17 protein-coding genes are annotated in these 20284 nt (G+C 71.4%); 11 read left to right on the forward strand and 6 right to left on the reverse strand.

The features are described 5' to 3' along the window. Positions 1–244 precede the first annotated feature (244 nt). The 3 genes from AC0VYD_RS15195 to AC0VYD_RS15205 are packed head-to-tail and all read left to right on the forward strand — an operon-like array spanning position 245 to position 3692. Positions 245–1288, forward strand: a complete 1044-nt coding sequence (locus AC0VYD_RS15195; RefSeq protein ID WP_475476189.1) for a LacI family DNA-binding transcriptional regulator — start codon at positions 245–247, stop codon at positions 1286–1288. A 41-nt stretch (positions 1289–1329) separates the two neighbouring features. Continuing rightward, complete coding sequence (gene araB, locus AC0VYD_RS15200; protein WP_475480273.1) at positions 1330–3003, forward strand: ribulokinase; 1674 nt, start codon at positions 1330–1332, stop codon at positions 3001–3003. Beyond that, complete coding sequence (locus tag AC0VYD_RS15205; protein WP_475476190.1) at positions 3000–3692, forward strand: L-ribulose-5-phosphate 4-epimerase; 693 nt, start codon at positions 3000–3002, stop codon at positions 3690–3692. The genes araB and AC0VYD_RS15205 overlap by 4 nt, the downstream gene beginning before the upstream one ends. A gap of 20 nt (positions 3693–3712) precedes the next feature. Here AC0VYD_RS15205 and AC0VYD_RS15210 read toward each other — a convergent pair whose 3' ends face one another. Next, the gene (locus AC0VYD_RS15210; RefSeq protein WP_475476191.1) at positions 3713–4909 is read right to left on the reverse strand and encodes an IS110 family RNA-guided transposase; all 1197 of its coding nucleotides are present in this window, start codon (positions 4907–4909) and stop codon (positions 3713–3715) included. A gap of 235 nt (positions 4910–5144) precedes the next feature. Here AC0VYD_RS15210 and AC0VYD_RS15215 point away from each other — a divergent pair, with 235 nt between their 5' ends. From AC0VYD_RS15215 to mmsB, 4 genes are all read left to right on the forward strand, one after another. Further along, the gene (locus tag AC0VYD_RS15215) at positions 5145–6581 is read left to right on the forward strand and encodes an L-fucose/L-arabinose isomerase family protein (RefSeq protein ID WP_475476192.1); all 1437 of its coding nucleotides are present in this window, start codon (positions 5145–5147) and stop codon (positions 6579–6581) included. A 71-nt stretch (positions 6582–6652) separates the two neighbouring features. Next, entirely contained in the window at positions 6653–7744 is a 1092-nt protein-coding gene (gene chvE / locus AC0VYD_RS15220; RefSeq protein WP_475476193.1) for a multiple monosaccharide ABC transporter substrate-binding protein, read from the forward strand. Beyond that, the gene (locus AC0VYD_RS15225; RefSeq protein ID WP_475476194.1) at positions 7741–9318 is read left to right on the forward strand and encodes an ATP-binding cassette domain-containing protein; all 1578 of its coding nucleotides are present in this window, start codon (positions 7741–7743) and stop codon (positions 9316–9318) included. Before chvE ends, AC0VYD_RS15225 begins: the two co-directional genes overlap by 4 nt. Beyond that, positions 9315–10610, forward strand: a complete 1296-nt coding sequence (gene mmsB, locus AC0VYD_RS15230) for a multiple monosaccharide ABC transporter permease (protein ID WP_475476195.1) — start codon at positions 9315–9317, stop codon at positions 10608–10610. Before AC0VYD_RS15225 ends, mmsB begins: the two co-directional genes overlap by 4 nt. 17 nt (positions 10611–10627) lie before the next feature. Here mmsB and AC0VYD_RS15235 read toward each other — a convergent pair whose 3' ends face one another. Then, positions 10628–11659 (reverse strand): LacI family DNA-binding transcriptional regulator, encoded by a 1032-nt coding sequence (locus AC0VYD_RS15235; RefSeq protein WP_475476196.1) that lies wholly within the window; start codon positions 11657–11659, stop codon positions 10628–10630. Positions 11660–12000: 341 nt separating this feature from the next. On the opposite strand from AC0VYD_RS15235, the gene AC0VYD_RS15240 reads away from it, so the two are divergent. The 4 genes from AC0VYD_RS15240 (at position 12001) to yjfF (ending at position 16586) form a co-directional block, all read left to right on the forward strand. Then, positions 12001–12960 carry an ABC transporter substrate-binding protein gene (locus AC0VYD_RS15240; protein WP_475476197.1) on the forward strand — a complete coding sequence of 320 codons (960 nt, stop codon included), beginning with the start codon at positions 12001–12003 and terminating at the stop codon, positions 12958–12960. A gap of 79 nt (positions 12961–13039) precedes the next feature. Continuing rightward, positions 13040–14587, forward strand: coding sequence for a sugar ABC transporter ATP-binding protein (locus tag AC0VYD_RS15245; RefSeq protein WP_475476198.1), 1548 nt, complete (start codon positions 13040–13042; stop codon positions 14585–14587). Further along, complete coding sequence (locus AC0VYD_RS15250; protein WP_475476199.1) at positions 14584–15606, forward strand: ABC transporter permease; 1023 nt, start codon at positions 14584–14586, stop codon at positions 15604–15606. The genes AC0VYD_RS15245 and AC0VYD_RS15250 overlap by 4 nt, the downstream gene beginning before the upstream one ends. Next, the gene (yjfF, locus tag AC0VYD_RS15255) at positions 15603–16586 is read left to right on the forward strand and encodes a galactofuranose ABC transporter, permease protein YjfF (RefSeq protein WP_475476200.1); all 984 of its coding nucleotides are present in this window, start codon (positions 15603–15605) and stop codon (positions 16584–16586) included. Before AC0VYD_RS15250 ends, yjfF begins: the two co-directional genes overlap by 4 nt. A gap of 76 nt (positions 16587–16662) precedes the next feature. On the opposite strand, the gene AC0VYD_RS15260 is transcribed toward yjfF, so the two are convergent. The 4 genes from AC0VYD_RS15260 to AC0VYD_RS15275 all read right to left on the reverse strand — a co-directional run bounded on the left by AC0VYD_RS15260 (position 16663) and on the right by AC0VYD_RS15275 (position 20117). Then, on the reverse strand, positions 16663–16980 hold the full coding sequence (locus tag AC0VYD_RS15260; RefSeq protein WP_452547765.1) for an L-rhamnose mutarotase: 318 nt from the start codon (positions 16978–16980) through the stop codon (positions 16663–16665). 65 nt (positions 16981–17045) lie between these two features. Then, on the reverse strand, positions 17046–18113 hold the full coding sequence (locus AC0VYD_RS15265) for a rhamnose ABC transporter substrate-binding protein (protein ID WP_475476201.1): 1068 nt from the start codon (positions 18111–18113) through the stop codon (positions 17046–17048). Next, positions 18110–19183: an ABC transporter permease gene (locus AC0VYD_RS15270; protein WP_475476202.1), complete on the reverse strand. Its 1074-nt coding sequence runs from the start codon at positions 19181–19183 to the stop codon at positions 18110–18112. Before AC0VYD_RS15270 ends, AC0VYD_RS15265 begins: the two co-directional genes overlap by 4 nt. Further along, positions 19173–20117: an ABC transporter permease gene (locus tag AC0VYD_RS15275; protein ID WP_475480274.1), complete on the reverse strand. Its 945-nt coding sequence runs from the start codon at positions 20115–20117 to the stop codon at positions 19173–19175. The genes AC0VYD_RS15270 and AC0VYD_RS15275 overlap by 11 nt, the downstream gene beginning before the upstream one ends. Positions 20118–20284: the final 167 nt, after the last annotated feature.

Here is a 20284-nt window from a genome sequence, read left to right on the forward strand (position 1 = left end):
GGGGCCGGGGATCTCCTCCCCCCCGGCGTACCCGGCGCTCCGGGGACGCACTCCCGGCGAGGCGCGGCGCGGGCGCTGACCGGGCGCTGACCGCCCGGTCGGGACGGACGGAATCCCGATCCTCCCGGGGGTTGACTTCTCCCAATGTTAGCGCCAACAATGTTGGCTAGGTCACACCCCCCTGCGACCCTCACGAAGGGGTTGTTTCGTTCTGACATCCCAGCCCAAGAACCGCGCCCCCGTCATGGCCGACGTCGCCCGGCTCGCCGACGTCTCCCACCAGACGGTCTCCAGGGTCCTCAACGGTCACCCCAACGTGCGCGCGGCGACGGTCGAGCGCGTACGCCGGGCGATCGAGGAGACCGGCTACCGCCGCAACTCCACCGCGCGCGCCCTCGCCACCAGCAGGACCAACGTGCTGGGGGTCATCGCCTCCGAAACCGCGCTGTACGGGCCCGCCCAGACCCTGGTCGGCATCGAGCGGGCCGCCCGCGAGGCGGGCTACTTCCTCACCGTGGTCAGCCTCGACCACACCTCGCGGAACGGTGCCGCCGAGGCCGTGGACCACCTGATCCAGCAGTCGGTGGAGGGCTGCGTGGCCATCACCCCCCAGCGCCGGTTGGCGGAACGGCTGACCGCGCCGGACGCCCCCCGGCCGCTGGTGATGGTGGAGGGCGGCGAGGACTGGGGGCTGCCCGTGGTCTGCGTGGACCAGGCCCAGGGGGCGGCCGAGGCCGTGGAACACCTGCTCGGGCTCGGCCACAGGACCGTCCACCACATAGAGGGCAACCCGCTGTGGCCGCAGTCGCGGGCACGCCTGGCCGGGTGGCGGCGGGCGCTCGCCGGTGCGGGCGCCCCGGCCCCCGCGACCCTGCGCGGGGACTGGACCCCCCGCTCCGGCTACGAGCAGGGCAGGGCCCTGCTCGCCCGCCGGGCCGTCGGCGAGCCGGTCACCGCGGTCTTCGTGGGCAACGACCAGATGGCCGTCGGCCTCCTGCGCGCCCTGGGCGAAGCACGTCTGGACGTGCCCGGCGACGTCAGCGTGGTCGGCTTCGACGACGTACCCGAGGCCGAGTTCCTCTCCCCCGCACTGACCACCGTCCGGCAGGACTTCGCCAGGGTGGGGCAGGAGAGCCTGTCCCTGTTGCTCCAGCAGGTCGGCGGCGCCGACACCGCCCCGCGGGCGGATCTGCGCCGGATGGTCCCGGCCCGCCTGCTGCCCCGGGGCAGCAGCGGCCCCGCGCCCGCCCCCGACGTCCGGGACAACCCCCGAAAGGAAACCTCTTGACAGACGATGTTAGCGCCAACACAGGTTCGGCAGAGGACGCTGTGGTCATCGGGATCGACTTCGGCACCCTCTCCGGCCGCGCCGTCGTGGTCCGGGCGGCCGACGGCACGGAACTCGGCTCGGCCGAGTACGCCTACCGGCACGGGGTCATCACCGACCGGCTCCCCGGCCGGGACGAACCGCTGGCGCCGGAGACCGCGCTCCAGCACCCCGAGGACTACCGGGAGGTACTGCGCAGCGCCGTGCCCGAGGCGCTGCGCAGGGCAGCGGTCGGACCGGAACGGGTCATCGGGATCGGTACCGACTTCACCTCCTGCACCGTCCTGCCGGTCACGGCCGACGGCACACCGCTGTGCCAGCTCGACGACCTCCGGAACCGCCCGCACGCCTGGCCCAAACTGTGGCGCCACCACGCGGCCCAGCCCGAGGCCGACGAGATCAACGCGCTGGCCGCCGAGCGCGGCGAGGAGTGGCTGCCCCGCTACGGCGGGCGGATCTCCTCCGAGTGGCAGTTCGCCAAGGCCCTCCAGGTCCTGCGCGAGGACCCCGAGGTCTACGAACGCACCGAGCGCTGGATCGAGGCCGCGGACTGGATCGTCTGGCAGCTGTGCGGGCACGAGACCCGCAACGTCGCGACGGCCGGGTACAAGGGCCTGTACCAGGACGGACGGTGGCCGTCGAAGGACTTCCAGGCCGCCCTCGACCCCCGCTTCGCCACCTTCGCCCAGGACAAAATCGACCACCCCCTCTCCCAGCTGGGCGAGCGTGCGGGCACCCTCACCGGCCGGGCCGCGGAGTGGACCGGGCTGCCCGCGGGCGTCCCCGTCGCCGTCGGCAACATCGACGCCCACGTCACCGCCGCCACCGCCCGGACCACGGAGCCCGGCCGCATGCTCGCGATCATGGGCACCAGCACCTGCCACGTCATGAACTCCGACGTCCTGGCGGAGGTACCCGGCATGTGCGGGCTGGCCCTGGGCGGCATCACTCCGGGGATGTGGGGCTACGAGGCCGGGCAGAGCGGGGTCGGCGACATCTTCGGCTGGTTCGCGAACACCCACGTTCCCCCCGCCTACCACGAGGAGGCCGCCGAACGGGGCCTGTCCGTGCACGAGGTGCTCTCGGACCGGGCGGCCGGGGCGGCGGTGGGCGAGCACGGCCTGGTCGCCCTGGACTGGCACAGCGGCAACCGCTCGGTGCTGGTGGACCACGCGCTGTCGGGGGTGCTGGTCGGGATGACCCTGGCCACCCGGCCCGAGGAGGTCTACCGGGCTCTGGTCGAGGCCACCGCCTTCGGCACCCGCACGATCATCGAGGCCTTCACCGGCGCGGGCGTGCCCGTGCACGACCTCACCATCGGGGGCGGGATGGTCCGCAACCCGTTCGTCCTGCAGGTCTACGCGGACGTGCTGAACCGGCCCCTGCGCGTGGTCGACACCGAACACAGCTGCGCCGTCGGCTCCGCCATCCACGCGGCGGTCGCCGCCGGGTTCCACCCCGACGTGCACACCGCCTCCGCCGCCATGGGCCGGGTCCGCGAGGCGACCGTGGACCCCGATCCGGGCAGGTCCGCCGCCTACGACGACCTCTTCGCCGTCTACACCGAACTCCACGACCACTTCGGCCGCGGTGGCAGCGACAGCCTCCACCGCCTGCGCGCCCTGCGCCACGAGGCGCTGACCAGGACCGACCGAACCGCCCGGGGGACACGATGAGCACACGCACACCCGAGGAACAGCTGGCCGAGCACCGCACGGAGGTGGAGGGCCTGCGTGAACAGGTGTGCGACCTGCACGCCGAACTGCCCCGGTGGAACCTGGTCACCTGGACCAGCGGCAACGTCTCGGCCCGGGTACCCGGCACCGACCTGATGGTGATCAAGCCCAGCGGCGTGTCCTACGACGACCTGCGCCCCGAGGACATCGTGGTGTGCGACCTGCACGGGCGAAGGGTGCGGGGGCGGCACAACCCCTCCAGCGACACCGAGGCCCACGCCTACGTCTACCGGGAGCGCCCGGACGTGGGGGGCGTCGTCCACACCCACAGCCCCTACGCGACCGCCTGGGCGGCCCGGGGGGAGGCGATCCCCTGCGCGATCACCGCGATGGCCGACGAGTTCGGCGGGGACGTGCCGGTGGGACCGTTCGCCCTCATCGGCGGCGACGACATCGGCCGGGGGGTCGTGGCGACCCTGCGCGACCACCGCTCCCCGGCCGTGCTCATGCGCGGCCACGGCGTGTTCACCATCGGCGGGGACGCCAGAGCCGCGGTCAAGGCCGCGGTGATGTGCGAGGACGTGGCGCGCACCGTCCACTTCGCCCGCCAGGGCGGTTCAGTGCAGCGCCTGCCGCAGGAGCACATCGACGCCCTCCACGACCGCTACCAGAACGTCTACGGACAGTAAGGAACTTCCCAATGCTGGTGTCAAGCCGCCAAGCTCACCGGGGGTGAACCTTGGTAAGGCGTTCCATCACGGAGCATCGCCCACAGCACGTTGACCCGGCGGCGCGAGAGCGCCAGCAGCGCCTGCTTGTGCCCCTTGCCCTCGGCCCGCTTGCGGTCGTAGTAGGCCTTCGAGGCCGGACACGACCGCAGGCCGAACATCGAGGACAGGTAGAAGGACCGCAGCAGGCCCCGGTGGTAGCGACGAGGTCTTCGCAGGTTGCCACTGACACGTCCGGAGTCCCGGGCCACCGGCGCCAGCCCCGCGTAGCCGGCCAACCGGTCCGCAGTGCCGAACAGGGCCATGTCACCGCCGGTCGCGGCCAGGAACTCCGCTCCCAGCATCGTGCCCATGCCGGGCAGGGAGGTGATCACCCCGGCATGCGGATGGTCGTGAAACCGGGCCTGGACGAGGGTTTCGACCTCGGCGATCTCCTCGTTCAGGCGGATCACCTCCCCGGCCAGCCGGGCCGCCATCGCCGCGGCGGTCTTCTGCCCGGGAAGGTGTGTGCGCTGGGTCTGGGCGGCCTCGATGGCGGTGGCCGCCAGAGCGGCGGCGCCTCTGACGCCGCGGGCCCGCAGCCAGGTCTCCAGGCGTTTGGCGCCCAGACGGCGCAGGGCGGCCGGGGTCTGGTAGCCGGTCAGCAGCACGACGGGGCCCTTGTTGGTCACGTCCAAGGCGCGTTCCAGGGCGGGGGAGATCTCCAGCAGCTGGGCGCGCAACCGGTTGATGGCCCGGGTGCGGTCGGCGACCAGGTCGGTGCGGCGGGTGGTGAGGATGCGCAGGTCCACGGCGATCTCGTCCCCGGGGCGCAGCACGCCCAGGTCGCGGCGCATGCGGGCCTGGTCGGCGATGACGAACGCGTCGCGGGCGTCGGTCTTGCCCTCGCCCCGGTAGGTGGCCGAGGCGCGGTGCACGGCCAGGCCGGTGAGGTAGACGACCGGCTGGCCGTGGTCCAACAACAGGCCGATGAGCAGGGCGGCACCGCCATGGTTGAGGTCCACCGCCCACAGGGCGTCGGAGTCCAGGGCCAGGACGTCAGCGGGCAGGTCCAGCAGCTCGGTCTCGTCGTTGGCGACCCGGCGCGAGAGCAGTTGTTGGCCGTCGGTGTTGATGACCACGCAGTGGTGGTGGGTCTTGCCGATGTCGATACCGGCCCAGATGTGGGGCACGGGCACCTCCGCCGATGTGTGGTGAGGGGTGGGGTTCCCAGCGGACGACCGCGCCGTCGTTGTCCTACGCAGCGATCGGGGTCGCATCTCCCAATTGGCGGTCGGGTCGTCGCGGGACTCCGGGCGGCCAAGTTCCTTAAGCCGTCGAGCGGGCTTCACCGTGACAGCCATACCCGGAGCCCTTGGGCTCACCGATCTTACGAATGACCAGCTTCACCCATGAAAGAAGGTAGGACCCACCGTGCCAGTACCCACCCCTCCGGTGAGCGAGAACCCCGCCGTGCGAACGCGCCTTCCGCGCATCGGCCTGCTCGGCGTCATGCAGCCGCTCTACGACGCCATGATCCCCGGTATCACCGAACACCAGGCCGCCTACGCCGAGCGGGTGGCCGCGGAGCTGTCCGGGGTCGCCGAGTGGACCGTCAGCCAGCCGGTGCGCGGCAGGCAGGACGCCGAGCGGGCGATGCGCGACTTCGAGACCGAGGGCCTCGACGGGGTCCTCGTCGTCATGCTCACCTACGGACCCTCGCTGCGCGTCACCCGGGCGCTCACCGAGTCGCGCCTGCCCGTGGCACTCGCCAACATCCAGCCCGACCCGGCGGTGACCGCCGAGTGGGACATGGACGACATGACCTACAACCAGGGCATCCACGGTGCGCAGGACACCGCCAACGCCCTGGTGCGCGCGGGTACGCGCTTCGAGGTCATCACCGGCGAGTGGCAGGACCCGCACTTCGCGGAACAGGTGGACCGCTGGGCCCGGGCCGCGCGCACGGTCAGCTCGCTGCGCCGCCTGCGGGTCGGGGTCTTCGGCTACCCGATGAACGGGATGGGCGACGCCCGGGTGGACGAGACCGCCCTGCTGCGCAAACTCGGCCCCGAGGTCCACGTCATCGCGCCCGGGGCCCTGCACCGCACGATGGCCGACCTGCCCGAACAGGCGGTGCGCGACCTCATCTCCTGGGAGGACGGGGCGTTCGACGTGGACGAGAAGCTGTCCGAGGAGGAGCGCGAGGACCACGCGCGTATGCAGCTGGGCATCGAACGGCTGCTGGAGGACTCGGGCTGCGGTGCCTACTCCACCCACTTCGACGCGATCGCGGAGGACGGCCGTTTCGCCCGGCTGCCGATGGCCGCCGCCTCCACCCTCATGGCCCAGGGGTACGGGTTCGCCGGGGAGGGGGACGTCCTGGCCGCCTCGGTCGTCTACGCGGGGCACCAACTGGCCGGGGACGGCCACTTCACCGAGATGTACGCGATGGACTTCCCCTCGGACTCGATCCTGATGAGCCACATGGGCGAGGGCAACTGGCGCCTCGCCCGCGAGGACGAACCGGTCCGCCTCATCAAGAGGCCCCTGGGCATCGGCGGGCTGGACGACCCGCCCACGATCCTGTTCCGCTACCGCACGGGCGCGGCGACCCTGGCCTCCCTGGTGGCCCTGGGCGGGGAACGGTTCCGCCTGGTCGTGGCCGAGGGCGAGGTCCTGGACGCCCCCGAGCTGCCCGCCCTGGAGATGCCCTACGGACAGTTCCGGCCGTCCTCGGGCGTCCGGGGCTGCATGGACGCCTGGCTGCGGGCGGGCGGCACCCACCACATGGTCATGAACACCGGCCACCGGGCACGGGACTGGCGGGTCCTGTGCGAGCTGGCCGGTATCGAGTACGTCCCGGTCTGAGCGGCCGGCCCTGAGGCGCCCCGCGCCCGACCCCCCGCCCGGTGCTCCGGGCCCCAAGAAAGGAACAGCGCATGCCACAGCACACGCGCACCGCAACGACCGCCGCACTACTCACCGCATCGCTCGCGCTCACCGCCTGCGGCGGGGTGGGCGACGCGGCACAGCCCGAGGGCGAGAACGGTGTCATCGGCATCTCCATGCCCACCCAGTCCTCCGAACGGTGGATCGCCGACGGCGAGAACATGGTGGCGGAGTTCGAGGAGCAGGGGTACGGCACCGACCTGCAGTACGCCGAGGACGTCGTCCAGGACCAGCTCTCCCAGATCGAGAACATGATCACCCGGGGAGTGGACGCCCTGGTCATCGCCTCCGTGGACGGCGAGGCCCTCGGTGACGTGCTCGACATGGCCGCCGACGGCGACATCCCGGTGATCGCCTACGACCGGCTCATCATGGGCAGCGAGAACGTCGACTACTACGCCACCTTCGACAACTTCGAGGTCGGTGTGATCCAGGGCCAGTACATCGTGGACACGCTCGACCTGGAGAACGAGGAGGGGCCGTTCAACATCGAGCTCTTCGGCGGCTCCCCCGACGACAACAACGCCTACTTCTTCAACGACGGCGCCATGTCCGTCCTGCAGCCCCACATCGACGACGGCACGCTCGAGGTGCGCAGCGGGCAGACGTCGATGGAGCAGATCGCCACCCAGAGGTGGGACGGCGCCATCGCGCAGTCCCGGATGGACAACCTGCTCAGCGCGAACTACTCCGACGAGGAGGTGGACGCGGTCCTGTCGCCCTTCGACGGCATCAGCCTCGGCGTGATCGAGTCCCTGCGCGCGGCCGGCTACGGCACCGACGCCCGCCCGCTGCCCGTCGTCACCGGCCAGGACGCCGACCTGTCCTCGGTCAGGTCCATCATCGCCGGGGAACAGACCCAGACCGTCTTCAAGGACACCCGGGTCCTGGCCGCGCAGGCCGTCGAGATGACCGACGCCGTCCTGACCGGCGGGGAGGTGCCGGTCAACGACACCGAGAGCTACGACAACGGCGTCAAGGTCGTCCCGTCCTACCTGCTCGAACCGGTTTCGGTGGACGTCGACAACTACCACGAGGTCCTCGTGGAGGGCGGCTACTACGAGGAGTCCGAGCTCGGATGAACGATGTGAGCCAAACACCCGCGGCCCCGGGACCCCTGCTGCGGATGCGCGACATCCGCAAGGAGTTCCCCGGGGTCCGGGCCCTGGACGGGGTCTCGCTGAGCGTGGGGCACGGGACCGTCCACGCCCTGATGGGCGAGAACGGCGCCGGGAAGTCCACCCTGATGAAGGTGCTCAGCGGGGTCCACCCCGCCGGTTCCTACACCGGGGAGGTGCTCGTCGACGGCGAGCCCGTACGGTTCGCCGACGTCACCGAGAGCGAACGGGCCGGCATCGCCATCATCCACCAGGAGCTGGCCCTGGTCCCGCAGCTGTCCGTCAGCGAGAACGTCCTGCTGGGCCACGAGGTGAGCCGCTTCGGCGTGATCGACTGGGGCGCCACCCACGCCAGGGCCCGGGAGCTGCTGCTCCGCGTCGGCCTGGACGAGAACCCGGCGACTCCGGTCTCGGCGCTGAGCATCGGCGCGCAGCAGATGGTGGAGATCGCCAAGGCACTGGCCAAACGGGTCCGGCTGCTCATCCTGGACGAGCCGACCTCGGCGTTGAACGAGGCCGAGAGCGAGCGCCTGCTCGACCTGCTGCTGGAGCTGCGCGCCCAGGGGGTGGCCTGCATCCTCATCTCGCACAAGATCGGGGAGGTGGTGAGCGTCAGCGACGAGGTCACCATCCTGCGGGACGGCCGGACCATCGAGACCCTTGCCGTGGAGCGCGACGCCCGGGGCGTGCCCTCGATCGACGAGGACCGCATCATCCGGGGGATGGTCGGCCGCGACCTCGACCAGCGCTACCCCGAACGGACCGGTCGGATCGGCCCGGAGCTCTTCGAGGTGCGGGACTGGACGGTGGACCACCCCACCCAGACCGGACGGCGCGTGGTGGACGGGGTCGGCCTCACGCTGCGCGCGGGGGAGATCGTGGGGATGGCGGGCCTGATGGGGGCCGGTCGCACCGAGTTCGCGATGAGCCTCTTCGGCCGCAGCTACGGCCGGTACGTGCGCGGCGACCTCCACCGGGACGGCCGGGCCCTGCCCGTGGGCAGCGTCTCGGACGCCATCACCTCGGGGGTCGCCTACGTGCCCGAGGACCGCAAGTCGCTGGGGCTGGTACTCGACGACGACATCCGCGGCAACACCACCCTGGCGGGGCTGCGCCGCGTCTCCACGCGCGGGGTCATCGACCCCGGGCTCGAAACGGTGGAGGCGCGGCGCATGAGCGAGCACATGCGGGTGCGCAGCCACGGCACCTCCCAGACCGTGCGCACGCTCAGCGGCGGCAACCAGCAGAAGGTCGTCCTGGGCAAGTGGATGTTCACCCGTCCCGAACTCCTCATCCTCGACGAACCCACGCGCGGCATCGACGTGGGCGCCAAGTACGAGATCTACCTGATCGTGCGGCGGCTCGCCGCCGAGGGCGCCTGCGTCCTGCTCATCTCCTCCGAGCTGCCGGAGCTGCTCGGCATGTGCGACCGCATCTACGCCATGTGCGAGGGCCGGATCACCGGACAGGTGGCGGGCGAGGAGGCCGACCAGGAGACCCTGATGAAACTCATGACCCGGACCGGGGACCAACCGTGAACCAGACAGCCCAGACCTCACCGCGCGCCAGGATCGGCGCGCTGCTCCAGGGGAACGCACGCCAGTACGGCATGGCCATCGCCCTGGTGGCCATCATCGTCCTCTTCCAGGTCCTCACCGGGGGCCTGCTGCTGACCCCGCTCAACCTCACCAACCTGATCATGCAGAACTCCTACATCCTGATCCTGGCGATCGGGATGATGCTGGTGATCGTCACCGGGCACATCGACCTGTCGGTCGGTTCGGTGGTGGCCTTCACCGGGGCGGTGTCGGCGATCATGCTCACCTCGTGGGGGCTTCCGACGGTCGTCGTGATCCCCGCGGCGCTGCTCCTGGGCGCCGCCATCGGAGCCTGGCAGGGGTTCTGGATCGCCTACGTGGGGGTGCCGGCGTTCATCGTCACCCTGGCCGGGATGCTCGTCTTCCGCGGCGCAACCCTGGCCGTGCTGGGCGGCGAGTCCATCGCTCCCCTGCCCCAGTCCCTACGGGTGATCGCCAGCGGTTTCCTCCCCGGCGGCGACGGGGGCCCGCACCTGCTCACCCTGGGCCTGGGCCTGGCGGGCTCGGCCGTGATCGTGTGGATCCAGTGGCGCTCACGGGCCCGTTCCGGCGCACACGGCCTCCCGGTCCAGTCGGCGGCGGTCACCGCGGCGGGCTCGGTCCTCGTCGTCGGCGTGATCCTGGCGTTCACCTACGCGCTGGCCGACTACAACGGGCTCCCCCTGGTGGGCCTGCTCCTGGTCGCGCTCATCGCCGGGTACTCGTTCGTCATGCGCTCCACCACCATGGGCCGACGCGTCTACGCGGTGGGCGGCAGTGAGCGGGCGGCGGCGCTGTCCGGGATCAGGACCAGGCGCACCACGTTCTGGGTCTTCGTCAACATGGGGGTGCTCTCGGCGCTGGCGGGGCTGGTCTTCACCGCCCGGCTCAACGCCGCCACCCCGGGCGCGGGGACCATGTTCGAGCTGGACGCCATCGCGGCCGCCTTCATCGGCGGCGCCTCGGCCACCGGCGGCGTGGGCAGCGTCGTCGGGGCTGTCATCGGCGCCCTGGTCATGGGCGTGCTGAACAACGGTATGTCGCTGATCGGGCTGGGTGTGGACTGGCAGCAGCTCATCAAGGGGCTCGTGCTGCTGCTCGCGGTGGCCTTCGACATCTACAACAAGCGCCGGGTCGGCTCCGGCTCCGCCCTTCCCGTCCTGTGGCCGAGGAGCGGTCGGGGGTCCGGAGGGCCGGCGAAGGGGGGCGGTAGCGCCCGGGGCCGGGACGGTCTCGAGCGGACACCGGTCTGAGGCCGGGCTCCGCGCGGTCAGCCCGGGAGCGCGGCCACGCTGTCGCGCTCCACGAGCGTGGGGGTGATCGTCCGCCGGAGGGAACCGGCCCCCGGGTCGGAGATACAGGACATCAGCACGTTCAGGGTCTCGCTGGCCACCGTGTCGAAGTCGGGCCGGACGGTCGTCAGGGGCGGGGTGAAGTACGCGGCCTCCGGAACGTCGTCGAACCCGACCACGCTCACGTCGCCGGGGACGGACCGTCCGCGCTCCGACATCGCCCGCAGGATCCCCAGGGCGAGGTGGTCGTTGGCCGCGAACACCGCCGTCACCTCGGGCATGCGGGCGAGCAGCAGGCCCGCACGGTACCCCGAGGCGGCGCTCCAGTCTGCGGGGTTGACCGGCGGGACCTCGGCCCCGGCCTCCTCCAGGGCGGCCTGCCAGCCCCGGACCCGCCCCGCGGCGTCGAACCACTCCGCGGGCCCGGACACGTGCCACACCGTCCGGTGTCCCGCCTCCAGGAGGTGGCGGGTCGCCAGTCGGGCTCCGGCCTCCTGGTCCACGGTCACCAGGGTCGCGCCGCGGTCGGGGTCGCCGTCCACGGCGACCAGGGGGACGTCGGTCGGTACCTCGGCCAGGGCCTCGCCGGCCGCCGCGGTGGGCGCTATCACCACGATCCCGGCGACCCGCTGCTCCCGGTGGTGTTCCACCGCCTCGGTGATCGAGCTCCGGTCCAGGACCCGGACCCTGCGCACGCTGACGACGAACCCCTGTACCGCCGCGGCCAGTTCGAAGGCGGCCAGCAGGGAGGCGGGGCCGTACAGTGTCGAGTTCTGCGCCACCACGCCGATGTGCTGGGACCGCCCGGTCGCCAGGGCGCGGGCGGCCCGGTTGGGCCGGTACCCCAGTTCCTCGATGGCCGCGCGCACCCGCAGCCGGGTCTGTTCCCGAACGTTCGGGTGCCCGTTGAGGACTCGGGAGACCGTCTGGTGGGAGACGCCCGCGAGCCGGGCGACGTCGGTCATCGCGGGCTCTCGCGCCCCCCGGACGGCTGAAGAGGTGTGGTCCACCCATGGCTCCTTGTGTGCCGGCGTTCGTGTACCGGCCTCGTCGTGCCTTCCACTGCGAGCGGGTGGCCAGGCTACGCGACCGGCCGGTCCCCGCCCGTTCGCGCGCACCCGGCGCCCCCGTGTCGGGGCGCGGGGCCGTGCCCCGGCACGCTTCGACAGTTCCACCACTCTAAGTGCGCGCTAACACTACAGATTCATCCTACCCATCAACGATATAAAAACGTTTCCGTAGAGGGATTGACCGAAAAATTGTTAGCGCTCACTCTTAGGTTTCCAGTGACCCCGGTCACCATCACGGCTATCGACGATCCGGGGCACCACGAACACGGAGGACACTCGCGATGAAGAAGTACACCGCGGCCGCGGCCGCGATCGTGCTGGCGGCGGTGACCGCCTGCGGAGCGGACGGGTCGGACAGCGCGGGGGACGACGGCACCCTCACCCTGGGTTTCGCCCAGGTCGGCGCGGAGAGCGGCTGGCGTACCGCCAACACCGAGTCCATCCAGCAGGCCGCCGAGGACGCCGGGATCGACCTGCAGTTCTCCGACGCGCAGCAGAAGCAGGAGAACCAGATCCGGTCCATCCGCTCCTACATCCAGCAGGACGTCGACGTGATCGCCTTCAGCCCGGTCGTGGAGACCGGATGGGACGCGGTCCTGCTGGAGGCCCAGCGCGCCGACATCCCGGTCATCCTCACCGACCGGGCCATCGACTCCGAGGACGACTCCCTCTACGAGACCTTCCTGGGCTCCGACTTCGTCGAGGAGGGCCGCAAGGCCGGACAGTGGCTGGTCGACAACAGCGACGGCCCGACCAACGTCGTGGAACTGCAGGGCACCACCGGGGCCGCTCCGGCCATCGACCGCAAGGAGGGCTTCGAGGAGGTCGTCTCCGGCAGCTCCGACATCGAGGTCATCGCGACCCAGGACGGCGACTTCACCAGGTCGGGCGGCAAGGAGGTGATGGAGGCCTTCCTGAACTCCCACGACGACATCGACGTGGTCTACGCGCACAACGACGACATGGGGCTGGGCGCCATCGAGGCGATCAGGGCCGCCGGGCTGGAGCCGGGCGAGGACATCCGCATCATCACGGTGGACGCCGTCCGGGCCGGGATGGAGGCCCTGGCGGAGGGCGAGATCAACTTCATCGTCGAGTGCAACCCCCTGCTCGGCGAACAGCTGATGGAGCTCGTCGAGCAGGTCGCCGCGGGAGAGGAGGTCCCCAAGCGCATCGAGGTCGAGGAGACCACCTTCACCCAGGAGGAGGCCGAGGCCGCGCTCCCGGACCGGCAGTACTGAACCGCCCCGCACCGGCGGCCCCGTTCCCGCCCCCGTCCCGGAGCCCGGGAACGGGGCCCCAGAAACGAAAGCTCTGGTCATGACCGATTCATCAGCGCGCGCGGCCCCCGCGGTCGACATGCGCGGCATCACCGTGGAGTTCCCGGGTGTCAGGGCGCTCTCGGAGGTCGACTTCCGGCTGCTTCCCGGTGAGGTCCACGCCCTGATGGGCGAGAACGGCGCCGGGAAGTCCACCCTGATCAAGGCCCTCACCGGCGTGCACCGACCGACCGCGGGGGTGATCCGCCTCCAAGGGGAACAGGTGGGGTTCGGCACGCCCGTGCAGGCCCAGGACGCCGGGATCAGCACCGTCTACCAGGAGGTCAACCTCTGCCCGAACCTGTCGGTGGCCGAGAACATCCTCCTGGGCCGCGAACCGCGGCGCCTGGGCGCCATCGACTCCCGCGCCTGCCGGGCCCGGGCCGCCGGACTGCTGCGGCGCATCGGCCTGTCGATCGACCCCGCCTCGGCCCTGGACAGCCACCCCATCGCCGTACAGCAGCTCGTCGCCATCGCGCGGGCCCTGGCCGTCGACGCCCGGGTCCTGGTCCTGGACGAACCGACCTCCAGCCTCGACGCGGACGAGGTCGCCGAACTGTTCCGGATCATGCGGGTCCTGCGCGACGACGGCGTCGCGATCCTGTTCGTCTCCCACTTCCTGGACCAGGTGTACGAGATCGCCGACCGGATGACGGTCCTGCGCAACGGCAGCCTGGTCGGGGAGTACCTGCCGGCCGAGACGGGCCGCCTGGAGCTGGTCTCGGCCATGCTCGGCCGGGAGAACACCGTCCTGGAGGAGGTCGGGCGCCGGTCCCGGGAGCGCGCCCCGGCCTCGGCCCCGGTCCTGACCGCCCGGAACCTGGGGCGCGGCGGCGCGATCGCGCCGTTCGACCTGGAGATCCACGCCGGGGAGGTGGTGGGCCTGGCCGGGCTGCTCGGTTCGGGGCGCACGGAACTGGCCCGGCTGCTCTTCGGCGCCGACCGCGCGGACACCGGCGGCCTCTCCACCGGCGGCCGTCCCTTCCGCCCCCGGAGCGCGCGTTCGATGATCGCCCGAGGGGTCGCCTTCTGTTCGGAGGACCGCAAGGCGGAAGGGCTGGTCGCGGACCTCAGCGTGCGCGACAACCTGCTCCTGGCCCTGCAGGCCGCCCGGGGGTGGGCTCGTCCCGTCCCACGGCGCACCGCCGACGCCCTCGTGGCCGAGTACATCGACAAACTCGACATCCGGCCGACCGATCCGGGAGCGCTCACCAAGAACCTGTCCGGAGGCAACCAGCAGAAGGTCCTGCTGGCCAGGTGGCTGATCACCCGGCCGAAACTGCTCATCCTCGACGAACCCACCCGCGGCATCGACGTCGGGGCCAAGGCCCAGATCCAGCAGGTGGTGGCCGACCTGGCCGCGGACGGCACGGCCGTACTGTTCGTCTCCGCCGAACTGGAGGAGGTGGTCCGGGTGTCCGACCGGGTGGTGGTCCTGCGCGACCGGCACAAGGTGGCCGAACTCGACGGCGCCGAGGCCACGGTGGACCGGGTGATGGCCAGCATCGCCGCCGCGCACGGCGAGCACGGCAGGGCGGTGGCCTCGTGAGACCGGGACAGCTCCTGCGCCACCACCTCTTCTGGCCGATCGCCGCCCTGGTCCTGCTGCTGGTGCTCAACACCGCGTCCAACCCGTCGTTCCTGGAGATCAGGCTGCAGAACGGCCAGTTGTACGGCAGCCTCGTCGACATCCTCCGCAACGGGGCCCCGACCCTGCTCATCGCCGTCGGCATGACCCTGGTGATCGCCACCCGGGGGATCGACCTGTCGGTGGGCGCGGTCGCGGCGATCGCCGGCGCGGTCGCCTGCACCTGGATCGCCTCGGGCGGAAGCGCGGCCACCGCCGTGCTGCTGGCCCTGTGCGCCTGCGTCCTGCTCGGGCTGTGGAACGGTTTCCTGGTGTCGGTACTGGGGATCCAGCCCATCATCGCGACCCTGGTGCTGATGACCGCCGGGCGCGGAGCGGCGATGCTGGTCACCGAAGGGCAGATCATCACCGTCGACGACCCGCTCTACCACCAGATCGGCGCGGGCTTCCTCGTGCTCCCGATCGCGGTCCTGGTCAGCCTGGGGGTCCTGGTGGGTGTCGCCCTGCTGACCCGCGGAACCGCCCTGGGGATGCTCGTCGAATCGGTCGGTGTCAACCCCCGGGCCAGTCTGCTGGCCGGGGTCCGGTCCCGCACCATCATCTGGACGGTGTACGTGTTCGCCGGGCTCTGCGCCGGGGTGGCGGGCCTGATGATCAGTTCCAACGTCAACGCCGCGGACGCCAACAACGCCGGGCTGTGGATCGAGATGGACGCCATCCTCGCGGTGGTCATCGGCGGCACCTCGCTGGCGGGCGGCCGGTACTCGCTGGCCGGGACCCTCGTCGGCGCCCTGGTGATCCAGACCCTGACCACCACCGTCTACTCGATCGGTGTGGCGCCCAACGCCGCACTGGTGTTCAAGGCGGTCGTTGTCATCGCCGTGTGCCTGCTCCAGTCCCCGCGGACCTCGCAGGTGTTCGGCGTCCGCCGGAAGGCCGGTCCGCGGCCGTCCCGTCCCGAGGAGGTGACCGCCGCATGAGCGTCATGGACGTCAGACGGAGACAGGTCCGCATACCCCGGCGTTTCCTGCCCGTGGCCGCCACGTTCGCGGTGTTCGTGCTCACCTTCGGGGCGGGGTCGCTGCGCTACGAGGGTTTCGCCTCGCCGCAGGTCCTGACGAACCTGTTCGTGGACAACGCGTTCCTGATCGTGCTGGCGGTCGGGATGACCTTCGTGATCCTGACCGGCGGAATCGACCTGTCGGTGGGCGCCGTGGCGGCCCTGTCCACCATGATCGCCGCGGCGACCCTGGAGGCGGGCTGGCCGCCGCTGGTGTCGGTGGCCGCGGTACTGCTCACGGGCACCTGCCTGGGGTCGCTGATGGGGCTGGTCATCCACCACTTCGAGGTCCAGCCCTTCATCGTGACGCTCGCCGGCATGTTCCTGGCCCGGGGGCTGTGCTTCCTCATCAGCGTCGAGTCGGTCTCCATCACCGACCCGGCCTTCCGGGCCGCGGCGACGGGGACCATCACCCCCGTCGAGGGCGTGACCCTGACCTACAGCGTCCTGATCGCCCTGGCGGTGGTGCTGGTCGCGACGCACGTGCTGCACCGGACCCGCTTCGGCCGCACGGTCTACGCGGTCGGCGGCAGTGAGGCCTCGGCCCGGCTGATGGGGCTGCCCACCGGCCGGGTCAAGGTGGGGGTCTACGCGGTGAGCGGGTTCTGCTCGGCCCTGGGCGGACTGCTGTTCAGCCTCTACATGCTGTCCGGGTACGGCCTGCACGCGGTCGGCATGGAGCTGGACGTCATCGCGGCCGTGGTGGTCGGCGGGACGCTGCTCTCCGGCGGGGTCGGCTATGTGGCCGGTTCGGTGGCGGGTGTGCTGGTGCTGGGGACGGTGCAGACGCTGATCTCGTTCGAGGGCACCCTGAGCTCCTGGTGGACCAGGATCGTGGTCGGCGTGCTGCTCCTGGTCTTCGTGGTGTTCCAGCGGGCGGTGGTGCGCCGGGCCCGCTGAGGCGCGCGCGCCGCCCGGCCCGCCCGCACGGTGCGGGCGGGCCGGGCGGCGCGGACCGGCCGCGGCCCGGGGCGGCTCAGGGCAGGTGGAAGATCTCGGTCAGCGGCACCATGCCCTCGTCGGGGCGGCCGTCCAGGTCCTCGAAGAACGGGGCCATCTCCGCCTGCCAGCGCGCGTTCACGTCGGTCCGTGCCATCGCGGCGCGGGCGGCCTCGAAGTCCTCGGTCTCCAGGTAGCCGACGACCGTGCCACGGTCGTCGCAGAAGAGGGAGTAGTTGTGCCAGCCGGATGCGGACAGGGCCGCCCGCATCTGCGGCCAGACCTCGGCGTGGCGCTCCCGGTACTCCTCAAGGCGGTCCTCGCGCACCTTGAGCACGAAACAGACACGTTCCACGGGGCCTCCCTGCGTGGGGGCGCCGGAGGCGGCGCGGGGCCGCCTCCGGCGCTGGTCGGATCGGGTCAGAAGTCGAAGTCGTCGACGTTGTCGGCGTCGAAGACCATCGGCGGGCCGAGCACGACCTCGCCGTCGGTCTCGAAGGTGAACTCCCCCAGCTCCCCGGCGGTGAAGGTCTCACCGGCGGCACCGGTGATCTGTCCGGCCTGCAGGGCGGCCCCGGTGTACCCGGCCAGGTAGCCCAACTCGTTCGGGTTCCACAGGGCGAACTGGCCGACGGTGCCGTCGTGCACGAACTCGCGCATCTGGTTGGGGGTGCCCAGGCCGGTGACGGCGAGTTCCCCCTGGTACTCGGAGTCGCTGACGTAGCGGGCCGCCGCGGCCAGGCCCACCGTGGTCGGCGACACGACGCCGTCCAGGTCCGGGTGGGCCTGCACCAGGCCCTGCATCTCCTGGAAGGACTCCAGGTCGTCGTCGTTTCCGTAGACGGTGTCCACCAGTTCGAGGTCGGCGTAGTCCTCCTCCTGGAGGATCTCCTCCAGTTCGGCGATCCACGCGTTCTGATTGGTGGCGTTGGGCGTGGCCGACAGGACGGCGAAGGTGCCCTCGCCACCGAGCTCGTCGCTGATCATGTCCGCGAGGGCGCGGCCGATGAGTTCGTTGGTGGACTGGTTGACGAACACGTCGGTGCAGTTGGCGTCGGAGTCGTAGCCGACGATGGCGGCACCGTTGTCCCGGGCCTCGTTGAGCGCGGGGCAGACCGCGTCCGGGTCGTTGGCGGCGATCACGATGACGTCGCTGCCGGCCTGGCTGGCGGCGTTGACGTACTCCACCTGGGAGTCGGCGGTGGCCTCGGTGCCGCCGCGTTCGGTGGCCTCGCCGCCCAGCTCCTCGACGGCCGCGAATCCGCCCTCGTTGACCAGGTCGAAGAACGGGTTGTTGAGCTGCTTGGGCAGGAAGTCGATCGCCAGGCCCTCGGGGATCTCGGCGTTCGGGTCGGCGGTACCGGTGGGGCCGCTCCCGCCGTCCTCCTGGGCGTCGTCGATGGTGGTGCCGCCGCAGGCGGTGGCGAGCAGGACCGCGGACGCCGCGGACGCGAACAGCAGCGAACGGTAGCGGAGGGGATGGGTCATGAGTCTTCTCCTGACGGGACGGCGACCGGGTGTTCCCGGTCGTCTGGATCGGGTGCGGGGTTTGGACCGCTCGTCCTTCGGCGGGCCCGGAGTCGGGCCGCCAGGTTCGGTGCGACCACGGAGGCGATGAGGATCAGGCCGGTGACCACCTGGAGGACCTCGCTGGAGATCCCGAGGAGTTGGAGGGCGTTGCGCAGGGAACCGAGCAGCAGCACCCCGGCCATGACGCCCACGACGGTGCCGACACCGCCGAAGATGGAGACCCCGCCCAGCAGGACGGCGGCCACGACCTGGAGTTCCAGCCCGAAGGCGGTGTCGGCCCTGGAGGTGCCGTACTGCAGGGTCCAGAACACACCGGCCCCGGCCGAGACGGCCCCGCTGGCGGTGAACAGCCAGAACTTGGTCCACCTGACCCGGATGCCGGTGAAACGCGCGGCCTCGTCGTTGTTGCCGATGTCGTACAGGGAGCGCCCCAGCGCGGAGGCGTGCAGCAACACGGCGAACAGCGCGGCGAGCAGGGCGACGGCCACGGCGATCCACGGCAGGCCGGGGACGCCGGGGAAGGCGTCCCGGGCACCGCTGACCCAGGTCTGCGGGTAACTGGCCACGGCGCGGTCGCCGAGCAGGACGTAGGCCAGGCCCCGGTAGAGGGCCATGGTGCCGATGGTCACGGCCAGGGAGGGCAGCCCGCACAGGGTGACCAGCACGCCGTTGAGCGCGCCCACGGCCAGGCCCACCGCGAGGCAGATCCACAGGGCGGTCTCGATGGGTACGCCCGCCTCCCACAGGACGCCCATGGTGGCACTGCTCAGGGCCAGTGTGCTGGCCACGGACAGGTCGATCTCACCGGTGATGACGATGAGGGTCATGGGCAGTGCCATCAGGGCGATGGCGGTCACGCTCAACAGCAGGAAGCCCGTGTTGCGCTCGGTGGCGAAGTTGTCGACGAACACGCTGGCGCACACCAGGGTGACCAGCAGGGCCCCCAGGACGGGCGCCTCGCGCAGTGACAGTGCGGAACGCAGCCGGGGCGCGATCCCCGACGGGGTCCGGGTGTGCTCAGGCACCACGGGTTCCCCCTCCTCCGAGTTTGCGGGCGGTACGCAGGGCCAGCAGGCGGTCCAGGCCGATGGCGGCCAGGATCAGGGCGCCCACCACGGCCTGGTGCCAGAACTGGTTGATCTGCCAGATGGGCAGGGTGGCAGTGATGGTGGTCATCAGCACCGCGCCGACGGCGGCCCCGTAGACGGTGCCGACACCGCCCGCGATGGCCACGCCGCCGACCACGGCGGCCGCGACCACCTGGAGTTCCATACCGGTGCCGACAGTGGAATCGACCGTGCCGTAACGGGCGGCGAACAGCACGCCCGCCAGCCCGGCCAGGGCTCCGTTGACGACGAAGGCGGTCAGGACCCTGCGCCCGGCGGGGACACCGGACAGACGTGCGGCTTCGGCGTTGGAGCCGATGGCGTACAGCTCGCGGCCCGAACGGTAGTGGGCCAGGTACAGGCCGGCCACCACCACGGTGGCGATGGCCACTGCCGCGGGGAGCGGGACCCCCAGGACGCTGACCCGGCCCAGTTCGAGGAAGGCGGCGGGCATGTCGTGCGCGTTGACCTGGCCGCCGTCCGCCCACCAGTGGTTGATCCCGCGGAAGGCGTAGAGCGTACCGAGGGTGACCACCAGGGCGGGTACCTGGACGGTGGTGACCAGGGCGCCGTTGAGCAGGCCGCAGACCGCTCCGATGGCGACACCGCAGAGCATCGCCACCGGGACGGGGAGACCGGGGAAGGTCACGAAGAGGATGCCGACCCCGAAGGCCGACAGGCCCATCACGGAGCCGACGGAGAGGTCGACGTTCCTGGTGATCAGCACCATGGCCTGGCCGACCGCGAGGACCGAGAGCACGGTGGCACCGAGGAACAGGTCGCGGATCCCCTGCGTGGACAGGAAACCCGGGTTGTGCAGCCAGGTGGCGAGGATCAGGGCCACGACCGCGAGCAGGACGCCGAGTTCGCGTACCTGTCGGGGGCGGCGTGCCGGGCGGCCACCGGGGGGCGAGGACGCCGGGGCCGATACGTCCTCGGGGGGACGGGCGGGCGCCTCTGGTGAGGTGCCGGTGTCGGGCGGGGTCACTGGGCCTCCTTCACGGGGCGGGTTTCGGTTGCGTT

This window comes from Nocardiopsis sp. iso_40, assembly GCF_056173285.1.